Genomic DNA, 18,891 nt, shown 5'->3' on the forward strand with positions numbered 1-18,891 from the left:
ATGGGCTTTCGCCTGTCGAAGATTTACACCCGCACCGGAGACAAGGGCGAAACCGGCCTCGGCGACGGCCGCCGTGTGCCCAAGGACCACCCGCGCGTGGAGGCCATCGGCGAAGTCGATACGTTGAACAGCCAGCTGGGACTATTGCTGGCGGGGCTGGAAGAACAGAGCGGCAAGCATCCAGAGCTGAAAGACGTGATCGAGGTGCTGGCGCCCTGCCAACATCGACTGTTCGACCTCGGCGGTGAGCTGGCGATGCCGGTGTACAAGGCGTTGAACGCAGCGGAAGTGGATCGGCTGGAGGCCGCGATTGATCGCTGGAATGACGAGGTCGGGCCGCTGGAGAACTTCATCCTGCCCGGTGGCTCGGCGCTGATCGCCCAGGCCCATGTATGTCGCAGCCTGGCGCGCACTGCAGAACGACGTTGTCAGCACCTCAATGCAGTGGAGCCGTTGGAGGGCGTGGGGCTGGCGTATATCAATCGGCTGTCGGACTTGCTGTTTGTGGCGGCGCGAGTGATCGCCAGACGCCAGGGTGTGGCTGAAGTGCTGTGGCAAGCTGCCGCCAAGCCACACTGATGGTTTTTTGGGTGACCTTTAGGGCCCTATCGGGGGCAAGCCCCCTCCCACCCTTGATTTGTGAATGCATTCAAGTGTGGGAGGGGGCTCGCCCCCGATGAGGCCAGTCAGGACAACATCAACCCTCAGGCCAGAACGCCCGAATCCCAGCAACACCTTGAGCCCCGGCTTCCCAAGCCTGTTCCCGCTCTGCAGGTCCAACCCCGCCCAACAGAAACACCGGCTTGCTGAACCCACGAATCAACTCCGCCGCCTGCTCCCAACCCAAAGGCTGGGCATCTGGATGGCTCTGGGTCGGCTGCACCGGCGACAGCGTGACAAAATCCACGTCCATCATTTCTGCCAGCGCCAGTTCCTCAGCGTTGTGGCAGGACGCCGCCAACCAACGGTCTTTCGGCAACGGCCGGCCCTTGCTCGCGTATTTGCGCAATTGGGCCGAGGTCATGTGCCAACCGGCCGCAGGGAAATCCCCCAACCATTCAAACGGCCCCTTGAGCATCAACTGTGCCTTGCCCGCACACAGCCCCACCGCATCCACCGCCAAGTCGCGATATTTAGGGTCGTAACCGTTGGGCGCACGCAGTTGGACCAGCTTGATGCCACCCGCGATAGCCTTCTGAATCCCGCGCAACAGGGTCGGGGTTTCCAGCTCGCCGGGGGTAATCAGGTAATCGGCGGGCAAGCGCGCGGCGGCAACGATTGGAGCGTTAGCGGCCGGGAACTCGTAATTGATCAGATCCCGAGGTGCCACCCACTCCAGGGGTTGCCCTTCGGCACCGTGGGGCTCGCCGGTAAAGGCCGAGACTTCCCAGACATCCAGCAACACCTGCTTGTCCGGGTAGTCATGCTGCACCTTGATCAACGGCCGCGCCGTGGTCACCTGGATGCCCAGTTCTTCCTGCAATTCGCGGGACAAGGCCGTAGCGACGGACTCGCCCGCCTCGACCTTGCCGCCGGGAAACTCCCAGAGACCGCCCTGATGCTGAGTATCGGCGCGGCGCGCCAGCAGGATCCTGCCATCGACACCGCGGATCACCGCTGCTGCTACATGCACTCGTTTCACCGCGCTTATCCTCCAGGCTCAGGTACGGTATTCCGCGTTGATCTTCACGTATTCGTGGGACAGGTCGGTGGTCCAGATGGTTTCGCTGCAGTCGCCGCGACCCAACTCAATGCGGATGGTGATTTCTTCCTGCTGCATCACCGCCGAACCCTGGGCTTCGGTGTAGCTCTCAGCGCGGGCGCCACGGCTGGCGATGCACACATCACCGAGGAAAACGTCGATCTTGCTCACGTCCAGGTCCGGCACACCGGCACGGCCGACGGCGGCGAGGATGCGACCCCAGTTCGGATCGGAGGCGAACAGTGCAGTCTTGATCAGCGGCGAGTGGGCCACGGTGTAGCCGACATCCAGGCATTCCTGGTGATTGCCGCCGCCGTTGACTTCAACCGTCACGAACTTGGTGGCGCCTTCGCCGTCACGCACGATGGCCTGGGCCACGTCCATGCAGACTTCAAACACCGCCTGCTTCAATGCTGCGAACAACGGGCCGCTGGCCTCGGTGATTTGCGGCAGGTTGGCCTGGCCGGTGGCGATCAGCATGCAGCAGTCGTTGGTCGAGGTATCGCCATCGATGGTGATGCGGTTGAACGATTTGTTGGCGCCATCCAGGATCAGGCTGTGCAGCACGTCGCGGGAGACTTTGGCGTCGGTGGCGATGTAGCCGAGCATGGTGGCCATGTTCGGGCGAATCATGCCCGCGCCCTTGCTGATACCCGTGACGGTAACAGTCACACCGTCGTGCACGAACTGACGGCTCGCGCCTTTGGGCAGGGTATCGGTGGTCATGATGCCAGTGGCGGCGGCCGCCCAGTTATCCACAGACAGGTCGTCCAACGCGGCTTGCAAGGCGCCTTCGATTTTCTCCACCGGCAGCGGCTCGCCGATGACACCGGTGGAGTACGGCAGCACTTGGCTGGCATCCACGCCGGTCAACTCGGCCAGCTTGGCGCAGGTACGCGCTGCTGCAACCAAACCCGGCTCACCGGTGCCAGCGTTGGCATTGCCGGTGTTGGTCAGCAGGTAACGGATGGTGCCGGCAACACGCTGCTTGGCCAGGATCACCGGAGCGGCGCAGAAGGCGTTGAGGGTGAACACACCGGCGACGGTCGAACCTTCGGCACAGCGCATCACCACCACATCCTTGCGCCCCGGGCGCTTGATGCCGGCCGACGCGATACCGAGCTCAAAACCGGCAACCGGGTGCAATGTGGGCAAAGGACCAAGACCAACAGCCATGAACGCGCTCCTTATAAATAGATGATGTCTGTGCCGTCGTAATCGACGGTGAAATTAATGGCAAAACGCCGCGACGGCAGAGGCCGGTCGCGGCGCGGGGTATTGCAGCGTCAGGCGAAAATCTTATTCGATCTGGCCATGGCAGTGTTTGAATTTCTTGCCCGAACCGCAGTAGCACAGTTCGTTGCGGCCCAGCTTCTGATCATTGCGAACCGGAGCCTGAGCCAAGGCCACATCGACCTCTTCACCCAACACTTCAGGTGCTTCCAGACCCGGTGCTTCGTCATGCTGGAACTGCATGCGCGCCGCCAGTGCTTCGGCTTCCTGACGCAGGCGGGCTTCTTCCTCGATCGGGTCTTCGCGACGCACCTGAACGTGGGACAGCACACGAATCGAATCGCGCTTGATCGAATCCAGCAACTCGGAGAACAGCGTGAACGACTCGCGCTTGTACTCCTGCTTCGGGTTCTTCTGGGCGTAGCCACGCAGGTGGATGCCGTGACGCAGGTGGTCCATGGTCGACAAGTGGTCTTTCCACAGGTCGTCCAGCACGCGCAGCACGATTTGTTTCTCGAAGGTGCGCAGTGCCTCGGCACTCGCTTGCTCTTCTTTCTCGTTGTACGCGGCCAGCAGCTCGGTCATCAGCTTCTCGCGCAGCGTCTCTTCGTACAGGTGATCGTCTTCGTCGAGCCATTGCTGGACCGGCAAGTCGACACCGAAGTCGCTCTTCAACGCGGCTTCCAGACCGGCAACATCCCACTGCTCTGGCAGGGATTGTGGCGGGATATGTGCGCTGACGGTGGCGTTGAGCACGTCCTGGCGGAAATCGGCGATGGTCTCGCCAATGTTGTCGGCGGCCAGCAACGTGTTACGCATGTGATAGATCACTTTACGCTGTTCGTTGTTGACGTCATCGAACTCAAGCAGTTGCTTGCGAATGTCGAAGTTACGGCCTTCAACCTTGCGCTGCGCCTTCTCGATGGCGTTGGTCACCATGCGGTGCTCGATCGCTTCACCGGACTGCATGCCCAGGGCTTTCATGAAGTTCTTCACCCGATCCGAGGCGAAGATGCGCATCAGGCTGTCTTCCAGGGACAGGTAGAAGCGGCTGGAACCGGCGTCACCCTGACGGCCGGCACGACCACGCAGCTGGTTGTCGATACGGCGCGATTCGTGACGCTCGGACGCAATCACCTGCAGGCCACCGGACTCCAGCACGGCCTGGTGGCGCTTCTGCCAGTCAGCCTTGATCTGGGCGATCTGCTCAGGAGTCGGGTTGTCCAGGGACGCCACTTCCACTTCCCAGTTACCGCCCAACAGGATGTCGGTACCACGACCGGCCATGTTGGTGGCGATGGTCAGTGCGCCTGGGCGACCGGCCTGGGCAATGATCTCTGCTTCTTTTTCGTGGAACTTGGCGTTGAGGACCTTGTGCTCGATGCCTTCCTTGTTGAGCAGGTTGGACACGTGCTCGGAAGTCTCGATGGTTGCGGTACCCACCAGGATCGGGCGGCCCTGGGCCAGGCCGTCCTTGATGTCGTTGATGATCGCCGCGTACTTCTCTTCGGCGGTCAGGAACACCAGGTCGTTGAAGTCTTTACGTGCCAGCGGCTTGTTCGGTGGAATCACCATCACGGCCAGGCTGTAGATCTGGTGGAATTCAAACGCTTCGGTGTCCGCTGTACCGGTCATGCCGGACAGTTTGTTGTACAGACGGAAGTAGTTCTGGAAGGTGGTAGAGGCCAACGTCTGGCTTTCGGCCTGGATGTTAAGCACTTCCTTGGCTTCGATAGCCTGGTGCAGGCCTTCGGACAGACGACGACCCGGCATGGTACGACCGGTGTGTTCGTCGACCAGTACCACCTGGCCATCCTGCACGATGTATTCAACGTTGCGATGGAACAGCTTGTGGGCGCGCAGGCCGGCGTACACGTGGGTCAGCAGGCCCAGGTTATGCGCCGAGTACAGGCTTTCGCCTTCAGCCAGCAGGCCGATCTGGGTCAGCATGTCTTCGACGAACTGGTGACCCGCCTCGTTGAGTTCGACCTGACGGGTCTTCTCGTCGATGGAGAAGTGACCTTCTTTGGTCACCACGCCTTCCACTTCCTCGATGTGCTGCTCCAGACGCGGGATCAACTTGTTGATCTCGGTGTAGAGGCGCGAGCTGTCTTCGGCCTGGCCGGAGATGATCAGTGGGGTGCGGGCTTCGTCGATGAGGATGGAGTCGACTTCGTCGATCACGGCAAAGTTGAGTTCGCGCTGGAATTTTTCATCCATGCTGAACGCCATGTTGTCGCGCAGGTAGTCGAAACCGAATTCGTTGTTGGTGCCGTAGGTAATGTCGCACGCGTAGGCAGCGCGCTTCTCTTCCGGCGGCTGGAACGGTGTGACCACACCGACGGTCAGGCCGAGGTATTCATACAGCGGGCGCATCCAGTTGGCGTCCCGGCGAGCCAGGTAGTCGTTCACCGTCACAACGTGCACGCCCTTGCCGGACAGTGCGTTGAGGTAAACACCCAGGGTCGCTACCAGGGTCTTGCCTTCACCTGTACGCATTTCGGCAATCATGCCTTCATGCAAGGTCATGCCGCCGATCAACTGGACGTCGAAGTGGCGCATGCCCATGACACGCTTACCGGCTTCACGGGCGACCGCAAAGGCTTCGGGAAGCAGCTTGTCGAGGGTTTCACCTTTAGCTATGCGGGCCTTGAACTCTTGGGTCTTGGCGCGCAATTGCTCGTCCGACAGGGCAACCATCTGCTCTTCGAAGGCATTGACCAGCTGCACCGTCTTGAGCATGCGTTTGACTTCGCGCTCATTCTTGCTTCCAAAAAGTTTCTTTAACAAAGGCGCAAACATATCGGCAGGTTCTTCCACACATAGGGATGGAGGGCGCACCGTGAGTGGCCCGAGCAGCCCTCACGGCCGCATGCGAACGCGCATTCTACCCGGAATCGTGGGTGAGGAAAGTGGCGTTGTTCCCCGACGCTGGCATGGTGCTGTGAGAGGGCTTGTTTAAAATAAGGGCTTTTGCGCGAACTTCAACCCATGGAGCCGATTGATTTCATGGGAAACCCCCCGGCAATGCATTGTCCGGGGCCGCGCAGACGCATTCTGCTAAGATGGCCGCTCTGTTACTTAAGGTGTCCAATCATGGCATTTCGCCCTCTTACAGCCCGCGCACCCAGCGTGTTGCTTCGCGAAGCCAAGCCGTTGAAAGCCATCTTTGGCCATGCGCAACGCTTGGGCCACCTGCAACGCCTGCTCGAAAGCCAACTGCAACCCGCCGCCCGCGAGCACTGCCATGTAGCGTCGTGGCGTGAGGGTAATTTGCTGTTAATTGTCACCGACGGTCATTGGGCCACCCGGTTGCGCTATCAGCAAAAACGTCTGCAGCGTCAATTGATGGCATTCGATGAGTTCGCCAGCCTGACCCGCATTCAGTTCAAGGTGCAACCACCGACCGTGCAGCAAGGGGCAGCCGGCCATACTATGGACCTGTCGGAAAATGCGGCCGAGACTATTCAGGCCACGGCCGACGGCATCAGCGATCCAGGCTTGCGCGCCGCGCTTGAGCGCCTGGCCGCCCATGGCAAGCCCAAGGCCTGAAGCGCTATTTGCGCTTGCTGCCGCCCAGCAAAGACCCCAACAAACCCCGTACCAATTGGCGCCCCATCTGATTGGCTGCCTGCTGCATGGCTGATTTCAGCGCCTTGCCTGCGGCGGTTCCGAGGAACGCACCCGCCTTGTCCGTGAAGCTGGGCTCCTCGGCGGGCTGACTGGCCTCTTCCGTGGTACCCAGTTCCTTACGCGCCATCAGCACTTCATAGGCAGACTCCCGATCAATCGGCTTGTCATAGCGGCCCTGCAACGGCGAACTCGCCACCAGTGCGGCGCGCTCCGCCGTGCTGAGCGGCCCGATCCGCGATTGCGGTGGCGCGACCAGTACGCGCTGGACGACTTCCGGCGTGCCTTTTTCCTGCAACGTACCCACCAACGCCTCACCCGTACCCAGCTCGGTCAACACTGACAAGGCATCGAATGTCGGGTTGGGCCGGAAACCGTCCGCTACCGCCCTGAGGGATTTCTGCTCTTTCGTGGTGAACGCCCGCAGGCCGTGCTGCACCCGTAAACCAAGTTGCGCCAGCACAGTGTCCGGCAGGTCGCCCGGCGATTGAGTGACGAAATACACACCCACGCCTTTGGAACGAATCAGCCGCACCACTTGCTCCAGGCGCTCTTGCAATGCCTTGGGCGTGTCGGCAAACAATAAATGTGCCTCGTCGAAGAACAGCGCCAGCAGTGGTTTATCCGCGTCGCCGCGCTCCGGCAACTGCTCGAACAACTCCGCCAACAGCCACAGCAGGAAGGTCGCATACACCTTCGGCGCCTCATGCACCAGGCGGCTGGCGTCCAGCAAGTGGATGCGCCCACGCCCGTCAGCCGTGGGCTGCAAGATGTCTTCAAGCTGCAGGGCCGGCTCGCCAAACAGCGCCTCCGCCCCCTGCTGTTCCAAGACAGCCAGGCGCCGCAACAGCGCCTGGCTGGAACCGGTGGTCATCAGCGCCGCGTCTTCACCGAGCAGTTCCGGGTGATAGCGTAGATGGTTGAGCAGTGCCTTGAGGTCCTTGAGGTCCAGCAGCAACAGGCCTTCGCGATCCGCAACCTTGAACGCTGCGTACAAGGCCGACTGCTGGCTGTCAGTCAGTTCCAGCAGACTGCCCAGCAACAACGGCCCCATTTCACTGATGGTAGTGCGCAACGGATGACCGGACTGCCCGTGGATATCCCACAACGTAACGGGATACGCCTTGGCCGTGTAATTAAGGAAAGGCATCCCGGCAATACGCTCGGCCACCTTGCCTTGTGGATTGGCAGCGGCACCCAGGCCACAGAGGTCACCTTTGATGTCCGCCGCAAATACCGCCACGCCCGCATCACTGAAGGCTTCAGCCAGGCGTTGCAACGTGACGGTCTTGCCGGTGCCCGTGGCGCCGGCGATCAGCCCGTGGCGGTTGGCCAGGCGCATGGCCTGGGCAATGGGCTGGCCATCAAGACCGGCACCGATTAGGAGTTGCGTGGAATCAGGCATTTCGTCACCCATGGTTAAGCTTTAGTGTCGCCAGGTCGATAAGAAAGATGTGAGACCCATAAAGTCTAAAAATCGCTCAGATAGTTCCTACAGGGACCAACGGAAATATCAAACTTTTTTTACGCACCCTTTCGCGTGTTCCACAAGGACGCGCTTCGGATATTAAGACCTTAGCGGACCCTTCAAGCTATGAATAAAAATCTGCGCTTCAGCCACAAGATCCTGCTTGCAGCCTCCCTTATCGTCATCGCGGCCTTTGCCCTGTTCACCCTCTACAACGACTACCTACAACGTAACGCTATCCGTGACGACCTCAACAATTACCTTCACGAAATGGGCGATGTCACCGCCAGCAACATTCAGACCTGGCTGACCGGGCGCATTGCGCTGGTGGAAAACGCCGCACAAAACATCGCCATCAACCCTGAGCCTTCGACCGTTGCCAGCCTGCTGGAACAGAAAAGCCTGACATCCTCCTTCATGGCGACCTACGTGGGTGACAGCAAAGGGGCTTTCACCATTCGCCCCGACACCAAGATGCCGGACGGCTTCGACCCACGGGTTCGCCCCTGGTACAAGGGCGCCCAGAACAGCAACGGCTCGACCCTGACCGAGCCGTACATTGATGCCGCTACCGGGCAATTGATCATTTCCCTCGCCACCCCCAGCGCCAAAGGCGGCCAGAGCATTGGCGTGGTGGGCGGTGACCTGAGCCTGCAAACCCTGGTGGATAACATTGGCGCGCTGAACTTCGGCGGCATGGGCTATGCGTTCCTGGTCAGCGCCGACGGCAAAGTGCTGGTACACCCGGACAAAAACCTGGTGATGAAAACCCTGGCCGATGTGTATCCAAAACATACGCCGAAGATCAGTGGCGACTTCAGTGAAGTCGAAGCCAACGGCAAGGACAACATCGTGACCTTCACACCGATCAAAGGCCTGCCGTCGGTGAACTGGTACTTGGGTATTTCGGTGGATAAAGATAAATCCTACGCCATGCTCAGCGAATTCCGCACCTCGGCGGTGATCGCCACGATCATTGCCGTGGTGATCATCATTGCCTTGCTGGGCATGCTGATTCGTGTCTTGTTGCAACCACTGCATGTGATGACCCGTGCCATGCAGGACATCGCCGACGGCGAAGGTGACCTGACGCGCCGCCTGACCATCCAGAACCACGATGAATTCGGCATTCTGGGCAATGCGTTCAACCGCTTCGTAGAGCGGATTCACACGTCCATTCGCGAAGTGTCCTCGGCCACCGAGCACGTGAATGAAGTGGCACTGCGGGTGGTCAGCGCGTCCAACTCGTCGATGGTCAACTCCGACGAACAGGCCAACCGCACCAACAGCGTAGCTGCCGCCATCAACGAGCTGGGCGCCGCCGCCCAGGAAATCGCACGCAACGCCGCGCAGGCCTCCAACCAGGCCAGCGATGCACGGCACTTGGCCGAAGACGGTCAACAGGTGGTTGAGCGCAATATCAAGGCGATGACTCAGTTGTCTGCAATGATCAGCGCCTCCAGCAGCAATATCGAAGCGCTTAACAGCAAGACCGTGAACATCGGCCAGATTCTCGAAGTGATCACCAGCATTTCCCAGCAAACCAACCTGCTGGCGTTGAACGCTGCCATCGAAGCGGCCCGTGCCGGCGAAGCCGGACGCGGGTTTGCGGTCGTCGCTGACGAAGTGCGCAACCTGGCGCACCGCACCCAGGAATCGGCGCAACAAGTACAAAAGATGATCGAGGAACTGCAAGTCGGCGCGCGGGAGTCGGTCAGCACCATGAGCGACAGCCAGCGCCACAGCCATGACAGCGTAGAGATTGCCAACCTGGCGGGTGAGCGCCTCAACAGCGTGACTCAACGCATTGGCGAGATCGACGGCATGAACCAGTCGGTGGCGACTGCCACGGAGGAACAGACCTCGGTGGTGGAGTCAATCAACATGGACATCACCGAGATCAACACCCTCAATCAGGAAGGCGTGGAAAACCTGCACTCCACCCTGCGCGCGTGCACCGACCTGGAACAGCAGGCGGCACGGTTGAAACAATTGGTGGGCAGCTTCCGGATCTGATCTGCTTTATTCAGCAGCGGGATCCGGTTTGGCCTGCTCACGCTCCCACAGCTCGGCGGCACCCGGAAATTCGGTGCCGTCTTCACTGTCCAGGTCATCCGGATCGTACCGGCTCAAGCACCCTTCACCCAATGTCGCAGGTGCTTTGGAGGTGGCTTTGTCCAGTGGGTCACTCATCGGTCAATCCTCAATGGCACACAAAGAAAAAGGGCCTGCAGCGATTTAAAGCCCAGGCCCTTCATTCTTCAATCAGAACGCCTTGATCAGAACACGACAGTCTTGTTGCCGTGTACCAGCACGCGGTCTTCCAGGTGGTAACGCAGGCCACGGGCCAGCACCATTTTCTCGACATCGCGGCCGAAGCGCACCATGTCCTCAATGCTGTCGCTATGGCTGACGCGCACTACGTCCTGCTCGATGATCGGACCGGCGTCCAGCTCTTCGGTGACGTAATGGCAGGTTGCGCCAATCAACTTCACGCCACGCAGGGACGCCTGGTGGTATGGCTTGGCCCCCACAAATGACGGCAGGAAGCTGTGGTGAATGTTGATCACCTTGCCGGCGTATTCGCGGCACAGTTCCGGCGGCAGGATCTGCATGTAGCGCGCCAGCACCACAACATCAGCCTCATGCTGCTTGACCAGGCGAGAAACCTCGGCGAACGCCGGCTCCTTGTCCTGTGGGTTAACCGGCACGTGGTAGTACGGGATCCCGTGCCACTCGACCATGCTGCGCAGGTCGTCATGGTTGGAGATTACACACGCGATCTCGCAGTCCAGCTCATCACTGTGCCAGCGGTGCAGCAAGTCGGCCAGGCAGTGGGATTCGCGACTGGCCATCAACACCACGCGCTTCTTCTGCTCGGTGTCGGTGATATGCCAGGTCATCGAAAACTCTTCGGCGATTGGCGCAAAGGCCTCGCGAAAAGCCTCAAGGCCAAAGGGCAGCGTGTCGGCACGGATTTCATGACGCATGAAGAACCAACCGCTGAGATTGTCCGAGTGATGGCTCGCCTCGGTGATCCAACCGTTGTGGGAGGCCAGAAAATTACTGACTTTGGCAACGATGCCGACCCGGTCCGGGCAAGCAATCACCAGCCGAAAAGTGCGCATTAGGGGGAAACTCCAGAACTTCGCAAAGGCCGCCATTCTAGCGATTACGCAGGAAAACTGCAGTATTCGTTAGCGCTTATTCTGTTCACCTGCCCGCGACCTCCGCCTCGCCAACCCAAGGATTACCACCGCTACTATGAATTTACTGTCCCCCCAAGGCTGTTCCCTGATGTCAGCAATATTATCTTTAGGTTTACACCGTGATAATTAACTCGATTGCATTAGGTGTGCTAAAAACATTCAAAGTAATTCACATAAATGCGACCTAAATGTTTACTTGGGGAAACTGCCTGACTATTATTGGGCCACTGTCCCTGTCAATCAGCGTTCTACATAAGGTAGTCCACATGTCTCTGATCAACGAATACCGTGCCACCGAAGAAGCTATCAAAGAGCTGCAAGCCCGTTTGAAGAACCTGTCCCAAGACGACAAGCTGAAAACCGAGCTGGAATTCGAAGGCAAACTGCGCACCCTCATGGGTGAATACTCCAAATCCCTGCGTGACATCATCGCGCTGCTGGATCCAGAGTCGAAAGTTAAAGCACCTCGTGGCGCCGTGAAAACTACCGGTACCAAGCGTGCTCGCAAGGTCAAACAATACAAAAACCCGCACAACGGCGAAGTGATTGAAACCAAAGGTGGCAACCACAAAACGCTGAAAGAGTGGAAAGCCAAGTGGGGCGGTGACGTGGTTGAAGGCTGGGCTACCCTGCTGGGCTAAGCTTTGCCAGGCCTGCGCCTGATACGCAACACATTAAAAACGCCAGCTTGCTGGCGTTTTTTATTGGCCGTCAATTCTGCACAACCTAATTACAGATTCACACGGGCCGCTAAAGCATCGGCATATTCCTGCCACTGCACCAGCACCTGCTGCTGCAACGGCGTCGCACTAACAGCCAACTCCTGCCGCGCCTGATTAAATGCCTCAAGGGTATTGGGTGCGCCAAATTCAGGGCAGGACAAACGTTGCTGACAGAAAAGTTTCCAGCGTTGTAGCTCCTCGCTGTTCAGCGTATCGGGGAAGTTACGCGCTCGGTAGCGAAATAATAATTCCGGCAATCGATGATCATCAAAAGGCCACTGCTGTCTTGCTAATTGCTCGGGCTCTGCCATCCGGACTTGTTCACATAAGCGTCGATCACGATCGCCAATAAAGCCGTCGTAAAGCTGCTGTTCCGGGTCGGTATTCCCTGAAAAATCTTCGTCGGCATAAATGACCGCCAACTTATCGCGCCACAGTTCCTGTGCGTCAGTTAGCCGCAGCGCCCGCGCCTGATAAATGTCCATATCCAATTGCAGGCGTTCACGATCTTCGACCCGCAATACGTTCAAGGGCGCGACAACTGGGCAGCGATTGATATGCACCAGCTTCAGCGGCACCGGCAACTCACCTTCGGCAAGGTCATCACGACGGGTGTACAGGCGTTGGCGCAAGGTGGCGGCGTCAGCGTCAAGCAGCCCCTGAGGGTCCAGGCCAAGGTCGCAGACAATCAACGCGTTGCGGTTGCGCGGATGCCAAGCCAAGGGCAGGACAACGCCAAGGTAATGACGCTCGGCGGAAAACCGCCCTGATATGTGCACCATTGGTTGCAACAGGCGCACCTGGTCCATCACTCGCTGTTTACTGCGTAATTGAAACAGCCAGTCGTACAGCTTGGGCTGCTTCTCGCGCACCAATCTAGCCAGGGCGATCGTGGCGCGCACGTCGGATAACGCATCGTGGGCCTGCCCATGATCGATGCCGTTGGCAGCCGTCAAACGTTCAAGCTTGAGGGTCACACGCCCGTCCTGCTGCGGCCACTCGATGCCTTCCGGACGCAGGGCGTAGGCGGTGCGAACCACATCGATCAAGTCCCAACGACTGTTACCGCCCTGCCATTCGCGCGCGTAAGGGTCGAAGAAGTTGCGATACAGGCTGTAGCGCGTCATTTCATCGTCAAACCGCAATGTGTTATAGCCGGCACCGCATGTTCCCGGAGTTGCCAGTTCGGCATGTACGCGGGTCATGAAATCAGCCTCGGCCAGGCCCTTTTCGGCCAGTATGGCGGGGGTGATCCCTGTAATCGCGCACGCGGCGGGATGGGGCAGGATATCGTCGCCGGGCTGACAGTAGATGTTGACCGGCGGGCCGACCTCGTTGAGTTCGAGATCCGTACGAATCCCCGCTACCTGGAGCGGTCGATCACTGCGCGGGTTGATGCCGGTGGTTTCATAGTCGTACCAGAAAATGGTGGTCACGGGCTATTCCTGTGCTGAAGATCGACAAAGTCTAGGCGCTGGGCCTGGTTCGGGGCCAGCACCAAATCAACTGTACAAACATCCAGCAAAACCTTGAGTGGTTGCTTCCATCGCCGACGCTGTTAGCATCCGTGTCACCCAGCCGCTCTGCACTGCCAAGGATCGCGATGCCATCAGCCCCATTGGATACCCGCTACCAGATCGAAACCCCAGAGGGCATCGACCTGCCACTGCGCCCCGCCGGCCTGGTGCCACGGGTGCTGGCATTTGCCTTCGACCTCGGCGCACGCGCAGTGATCATGGGCGTATTTATGGTGCCATTAGCCCTGCTCGGCAATATTGGGATCGGCCTGGGCTCGCTGCTGCTGTTCCTGGTCAGTTGGTGGTACATGGTGCTGTTCGAGGTCCTCAACCAGGGCTGTTCACCGGGCAAACAGGTCATGGGCCTGCGGGTAGTGCAGGACGATGGCACGCCCATAGGCTGGTCAGCGTCACTGATCCGCAACCTGCTGCGGTTCGTCGACATGCTTCCGTTCGGCTACTTCCTCGGCGCCATCAGTTGCCTGCAGCACCCTCACTTCAAACGCCTTGGCGACCTGGCCGCCGGCACCTTGGTGGTCTATCGCGAGCAGCCCCTGGCACGCCCCCAGATACCTCAAGCTGCAGCACTGCGCCTACCGTTTGCCCTGGACCTGAGTGAGCAGCGGGCGATCCTGGGTTTCGCCGAACGCCAGGCTGAGCTGTCCCCCGAGCGGGTACACGAACTCGCCTCCATCCTCGCGACACCGCTGCAAGTATCCCCAGCACGTGCCGTGGAGCAACTCAATGGCGTGGCCCGTGGCCTGCTGGGGCCAGCATGAAACAGAGCCTCTTCGAAAGCCGTTACCAGCCCCAATGGCAAGCCTTTGCCGAACAACTTAAGCAGTTGGAACAAGGCAAGGCCAAGGCCGGTGACCTCGCCGACTTTCCTCATCAATACCGCCGTCTATGCCAGCACTTGGCCCTGGCCCAGGAGCGTGGTTACAGCAGTTACCTGGTGGACCCGCTGCAACAATTGGCATTGCGCGGCCATCAACAACTCTATCGCCACCGCAGCCAATTGGCGGCGAATGTACTGAGTTTCCTACTGGCCGACTTTCCGCGACAAGTAAGGGAACAATGGCGCTTCGTGTTGATTGCCAGCCTGCTGTTCTTTGGCAGCCTGCTGGGCATTGCCCTGCTGGTCTACCTGTTTCCCGACCTGATCTACAGCATTGTCAGCCCACAGCAGGTAGCCGAAATGCAGGGCATGTATGACCCCGATGCCAGCCGCCTGGGTCGCGCCGCCGAACGGGCGTCAAGCGAAGACTGGATGATGTTTGGCTACTACGTGATGCACAACGTCGGCATCGCCTTCCAGACATTCGCCGCGGGGTTGCTGTTCGGCTTGGGCAGTGTGTTTTTCCTGATATTCAACGGGCTGATCATCGGCGCGATTTCCGGGCACCTGACCGAAATCGGCTATGGGCAGACCTTTTGGTCATTTGTCATCGGCCATGGTGCCTTTGAACTGACGGCTATCGCCCTCGCTGGCGCCGCAGGCTTGCAACTGGGCTGGGCGCTGATTGCGCCTGGGCAACTGACACGCAGCGAATCCTTGCGACTTGCCGCTCGCAAGAGCGTGCAGCTGCTGTGCGGTGTCATGGTGTTCCTGCTGATCGCAGCCTTTATCGAAGCCTACTGGTCTTCCACCACCCAAATCGCCCCTTGGATAAAATACCTTGTGGGCACTGCACTTTGGCTGTTGGTGGCTGCTTACCTGACCTTTGCCGGACGGACTCGCCATGCGCCTGAGTGATGCCAGCGTGGCGATTCGCCCGCGAACCGCATGGGAGGCCATGGACCTTGGCGTATCAATGGCCCGGGAGCATCGGCTGCTGTTGATGGGGAGCTGGGCGCTGGTGACCCTGCCGGTGTTTGCCGTGCTCACCGCGTTGCTATGGAACTACCCATCCACGGCCATGTTCCTGTTCTGGTGGTTCAAACCGGCGTTCGACCGCTTGCCTTTATTCATTCTCTCCAAAGCCCTGTTCGGTGAAACGCCTAGCCTCAAGCAGGCTGTGCGCCAATGGCCAAAACTGCTTAACAGCCAACTGCTGGCCAGCCTGACCTGGCGCAGGCTAAGCCTCAGCCGCAGTTTTGTGATGCCGGTCAGTCAGCTCGAAGGCCTCGACGGCCAGGCGCGTCAACAACGCCTGGGCGTGCTGCTGCAACGTAACGCCGGTGCCGCGCGCTGGTTGACCACTGTCGGGGTGCACCTGGAAATCGGGCTGTGGTTTGGCTGCATGGCGCTGTTCTACCTACTCATTCCGCAGCAACTTGAACTGGATTGGGACTGGCAACGGTTGGCGCTGGCTACGGGTTCCGAAGCCTTGTGGCTGGAGCATCTGGGCAACGCGTTCTATGCCTTGATACTGGTGTTTTGGGAGCCCATTTATGTCGCCTGTGGTTTCAGCCTTTATCTCAATCGCCGCACCGTGCTGGAAGCGTGGGACCTGGAGCTTGTATTCCGCCGCCTGCGCCAGCGCCTGAGCAACGTAGCGTCGCTTTTACTGCTGGCGCTCGGGCTGACATTCCTGCCATACAGCCCGCACGCCATGGCAGAGGAAGGCAAACCACTGAGCCATGAAAGCGCAAGCCAATCCATCAAGTCGCTTCTGGACCAGCCCCCCTTCAAAAACCCGGAGACCGTCACTCGCTATCGCTTTGGCGAAGAAAAGCCCGTCGTTAAAAACCAGACACACAGTGACGGCAAACTTCCGGCGTGGCTGCAGGCACTGCTGGACAACTTCAACGGCAATACTTTCAAGCATGTCGCCCAAGGCCTGGAAGTGCTGTTGTGGAGCGTACTGATCGGCGGCCTGGTCCTATTGATATGGCGTTATCGAGAATGGCTGCGTACTTTTGTCAGCCGGCGCGGGCCAGGGAAACCCAAAGCCGCCAAAGCAGTACCCGCCCAGTTGTTCGGTCTGGAGCTGGGCACAGAGAGCCTGCCCAGGGACATCGCCAGCACTGCCGAGCAACTCTGGTCGAGCCAACCCCGGGAAGCCCTTGGCCTGTTGTATCGTGGCCTGCTGAGCCGCTTGCTGCATGACTTCAACCTGCCCCTTAAAAGCGCGGACACCGAAGGCCAGGTGTTGGAACGCGTTCACCTGTTACAGCAACCACAACTGATGGCGTTCAGCGATGAGTTGACCCGACACTGGCAAAACCTGGCCTACGGTCATCAACTCCCACCCGCCTCGGCCCAGCAAAAACTATGCAACGATTGGCGTGCGCTGTTCAGTTCGGGGGGCGCCCAATGAACCGATGCTTACTAGGGATAGGACTGCTGCTGGCATGCCTGATCACTGCGGGCGGCTTTTACGCCTGGAGCAAGGCGATCCCCTATGAAGAGGTGGTGGACCGCGGGCCCGCTCCGCAAGCCCGGGCCAATCCCTACCTGGCTGCCGAACACTTTCTGCGCCAGCAAGGCTTGCCCGTCGAACATGCCAATAGCCTCGAACGCCTGGCCACCCTGCCGGCCGCAGGCAACAGTCTGTTGCTACTGGAAGAACGCAGCAACATGTCGCCACGCCAGGTCGAACAGTTGCTGGATTGGGCCAAGTCCGGTGGACATCTGTTGTTAGTGGCCGAAGCACTCTGGGATGAAGAGACCGGCAAAAGCGGCGACCTGTTGCTCGATCGCCTGCATATCCACCAAGTGCTGAGTGACGAACCCGAAGAGCCCGCACCCGCCAGTAAAAAGAAAGCGCCGGACCTGACGAAACTCTATATCGACAATGACACCGCCCCGGCCTACTTCAGCTTCGATACCGACTTCAACCTTATCGACCCCAGGCACCTCGCACAATTTTCAGCCAATAGCGCCAGGTCGAGCCACCTGATGCAACTTGACCTCGGGCAAGGCCGCGTTACGGTAATCACCGACAGCGAACTGTGGAAAACACCCGAGATCGGCAAACACGATAATGCCTGGCTGTTGTGGTATCTGAACCAGGGCACTGCCGTCACCTTGCTGTCCAACAGCAACGTGGATGATCTGTTCACCCTGTTGTTGCGTTACTTCCCCCAGGCAGTGGTTGCGCTCATTGCACTGATAGCCCTGGGACTCTGGCAGGCCTGGATGCGCCAGGGCCCGATCCAGGCCCCAGCCTCCAAGGCGCGCCGGCAATTGCAGGAGCACTTGAAAGCCAGCGCCGACTTTCTGCTGCGCCGCAGCGGTCAAGGCACGCTATTGCAGGCTTTGCAGCACGATATTCTGCGTGCGGCCCGACGTCGCCATCCAGGCTTCGAACATCTCGACAAAGCAGAACAATGGCGGGTACTGGAACACCTGACCCGCCAACCCTCTCACGTCATCAGCCAGGCCCTTGGCCCACTCCCGGCAAAACGGCTTTCCAGCGCCGATTTCAGCCGGCAGGTGGCATGCCTGCAAACCCTCAGGAATGCCCTATGAGCGATTTCCCCAGCACCACAGCCTCGACCGGCGAACCCCTGCAACGCGCCAGCAAGCAAGCCCAAGCTCTGCGTATTGAACTGCGTAAGGCGGTGATCGGGCAGGATCAGGTGATCGATGACGTACTGACCGCACTGATCGCCGGCGGCCACGTCTTGCTCGAAGGTGTACCCGGGCTGGGCAAGACCTTGCTGGTGCGCGCCCTGGCCCGTTGCTTTGGCGGGGACTTCGCGAGGATCCAGTTCACTCCGGACCTGATGCCCAGCGATGTCACCGGCCATGCCGTGTACGACCTGCATACCGAGCAGTTCAAACTGCGCAAGGGTCCCGTGTTCACCCACCTCTTGTTGGCCGACGAAATCAACCGGGCCCCAGCCAAGACCCAGGCGGCCCTGCTCGAAGCCATGCAGGAGCGGCAAGTCACCCTCGAAGGTGAAGCCCTGCCCATCGGCCAGCCGTTCATGGTGCTGGCCACGCAGAACCCAATCGAGCAGGAAGGCACCTACCCCCTGCCGGAAGCCGAGCTGGACCGGTTCATGCTCAAGGTACGCATGGACTATCCCGACGCGCAGCAGGAACTGGATATGGTGCGAGAAGTGACGCGCTCGTCACGGGCCGACATGCTGGATGTGCAACCTTTGCGTACAGTGCTGCAGGCCGAAGACGTGTTGCAACTGCAACAGATCGCCAGTGAACTGGCCCTGGATGAACACGTACTCGACTATGCCGTGCGCCTGGCGCGAGCCACACGAAGTTGGCCAGGCCTGGCCATCGGCGCCGGCCCACGAGCGTCAATCGCACTGGTACGCGGCGCCCGCGCCCGCGCACTGCTACGTGGGGGCGAGTTCGTCACGCCGGATGACATCAAAAGCTGCGCCCTTGCGGTACTGCGTCATCGGGTACGCCTTGCACCAGAACTGGACATCGACGGATTGGAGGTCGACCAGGTGCTCAAGCAATTGCTCGACCAGATTCCGGCACCCCGGCAATGAA

16 protein-coding genes and 1 pseudogene are annotated in these 18,891 nt (G+C 59.6%); 10 read left to right on the forward strand and 7 right to left on the reverse strand.

The features are described from left to right. Positions 1-579, forward strand: coding sequence for a cob(I)yrinic acid a,c-diamide adenosyltransferase (locus AB3G88_RS22360; RefSeq protein WP_099585512.1), 579 nt, complete (start codon positions 1-3; stop codon positions 577-579). Positions 580-697: 118 nt separating this feature from the next. Here the strand turns inward: AB3G88_RS22360 and AB3G88_RS22365 are convergent, their stop codons facing one another. From AB3G88_RS22365 to secA, 3 genes are all read right to left on the reverse strand, one after another. Beyond that, a complete protein-coding gene (locus tag AB3G88_RS22365; protein ID WP_112196608.1) occupies positions 698-1,642 on the reverse strand; it encodes a Nudix family hydrolase in 945 nt (314 codons plus the stop codon). A gap of 18 nt (positions 1,643-1,660) precedes the next feature. Continuing rightward, complete coding sequence (argJ, locus tag AB3G88_RS22370; protein ID WP_099585514.1) at positions 1,661-2,878, reverse strand: bifunctional glutamate N-acetyltransferase/amino-acid acetyltransferase ArgJ; 1,218 nt, start codon at positions 2,876-2,878, stop codon at positions 1,661-1,663. A 123-nt stretch (positions 2,879-3,001) separates the two neighbouring features. Continuing rightward, on the reverse strand, positions 3,002-5,737 hold the full coding sequence (gene secA, locus AB3G88_RS22375) for a preprotein translocase subunit SecA (protein WP_099585515.1): 2,736 nt from the start codon (positions 5,735-5,737) through the stop codon (positions 3,002-3,004). Between the two features lie 294 nt (positions 5,738-6,031). On the opposite strand from secA, the gene AB3G88_RS22380 reads away from it, so the two are divergent. After that, positions 6,032-6,487 carry a DUF721 domain-containing protein gene (locus AB3G88_RS22380; RefSeq protein WP_099585516.1) on the forward strand — a complete coding sequence of 152 codons (456 nt, stop codon included), beginning with the start codon at positions 6,032-6,034 and terminating at the stop codon, positions 6,485-6,487. Between the two features lie 4 nt (positions 6,488-6,491). Here AB3G88_RS22380 and AB3G88_RS22385 read toward each other — a convergent pair whose 3' ends face one another. Beyond that, complete coding sequence (locus AB3G88_RS22385; RefSeq protein WP_099585631.1) at positions 6,492-7,970, reverse strand: helicase HerA-like domain-containing protein; 1,479 nt, start codon at positions 7,968-7,970, stop codon at positions 6,492-6,494. A 189-nt stretch (positions 7,971-8,159) separates the two neighbouring features. On the opposite strand from AB3G88_RS22385, the pseudogene AB3G88_RS22390 reads away from it, so the two are divergent. Both AB3G88_RS22390 and AB3G88_RS22395 read left to right on the forward strand, forming a co-directional pair. After that, positions 8,160-9,191 (forward strand): annotated as a pseudogene (locus tag AB3G88_RS22390) (HAMP domain-containing protein); the annotation flags it as partial. 93 nt (positions 9,192-9,284) lie between these two features. Then, positions 9,285-10,049 carry a methyl-accepting chemotaxis protein gene (locus AB3G88_RS22395; protein WP_371926552.1) on the forward strand — a complete coding sequence of 255 codons (765 nt, stop codon included), beginning with the start codon at positions 9,285-9,287 and terminating at the stop codon, positions 10,047-10,049. A gap of 6 nt (positions 10,050-10,055) precedes the next feature. Here the strand turns inward: AB3G88_RS22395 and AB3G88_RS22400 are convergent, their stop codons facing one another. Next, complete coding sequence (locus AB3G88_RS22400) at positions 10,056-10,226, reverse strand: hypothetical protein (protein ID WP_177411569.1); 171 nt, start codon at positions 10,224-10,226, stop codon at positions 10,056-10,058. An 86-nt stretch (positions 10,227-10,312) separates the two neighbouring features. Beyond that, entirely contained in the window at positions 10,313-11,161 is an 849-nt protein-coding gene (purU, locus tag AB3G88_RS22405; protein WP_015885632.1) for a formyltetrahydrofolate deformylase, read from the reverse strand. A gap of 347 nt (positions 11,162-11,508) precedes the next feature. Here purU and mvaT point away from each other — a divergent pair, with 347 nt between their 5' ends. Then, entirely contained in the window at positions 11,509-11,883 is a 375-nt protein-coding gene (mvaT, locus tag AB3G88_RS22410; protein ID WP_003175830.1) for a histone-like nucleoid-structuring protein MvaT, read from the forward strand. An 89-nt stretch (positions 11,884-11,972) separates the two neighbouring features. On the opposite strand, the gene sbcB is transcribed toward mvaT, so the two are convergent. Further along, positions 11,973-13,400 carry an exodeoxyribonuclease I gene (sbcB, locus tag AB3G88_RS22415; RefSeq protein ID WP_480451707.1) on the reverse strand — a complete coding sequence of 476 codons (1,428 nt, stop codon included), beginning with the start codon at positions 13,398-13,400 and terminating at the stop codon, positions 11,973-11,975. 167 nt (positions 13,401-13,567) lie between these two features. Between sbcB and AB3G88_RS22420 the strand changes: the two genes are divergently transcribed. The 5 genes from AB3G88_RS22420 to AB3G88_RS22440 are packed head-to-tail and all read left to right on the forward strand — an operon-like array spanning position 13,568 to position 18,890. Continuing rightward, positions 13,568-14,260 (forward strand): RDD family protein, encoded by a 693-nt coding sequence (locus tag AB3G88_RS22420; RefSeq protein ID WP_112196611.1) that lies wholly within the window; start codon positions 13,568-13,570, stop codon positions 14,258-14,260. Beyond that, positions 14,257-15,237 (forward strand): stage II sporulation protein M, encoded by a 981-nt coding sequence (locus tag AB3G88_RS22425; RefSeq protein ID WP_480451709.1) that lies wholly within the window; start codon positions 14,257-14,259, stop codon positions 15,235-15,237. The genes AB3G88_RS22420 and AB3G88_RS22425 overlap by 4 nt, the downstream gene beginning before the upstream one ends. After that, positions 15,224-16,744: a DUF4129 domain-containing protein gene (locus tag AB3G88_RS22430; RefSeq protein ID WP_480451711.1), complete on the forward strand. Its 1,521-nt coding sequence runs from the start codon at positions 15,224-15,226 to the stop codon at positions 16,742-16,744. Before AB3G88_RS22425 ends, AB3G88_RS22430 begins: the two co-directional genes overlap by 14 nt. After that, positions 16,741-17,898, forward strand: a complete 1,158-nt coding sequence (locus AB3G88_RS22435; protein WP_480451713.1) for a DUF4350 domain-containing protein — start codon at positions 16,741-16,743, stop codon at positions 17,896-17,898. Before AB3G88_RS22430 ends, AB3G88_RS22435 begins: the two co-directional genes overlap by 4 nt. Continuing rightward, entirely contained in the window at positions 17,895-18,890 is a 996-nt protein-coding gene (locus AB3G88_RS22440) for an AAA family ATPase (protein WP_099585522.1), read from the forward strand. Before AB3G88_RS22435 ends, AB3G88_RS22440 begins: the two co-directional genes overlap by 4 nt. The last annotated feature ends 1 nt before the right edge of the window (position 18,891 follow it).

The sequence above is a fragment of the Pseudomonas arvensis genome (genome assembly GCF_056688935.1).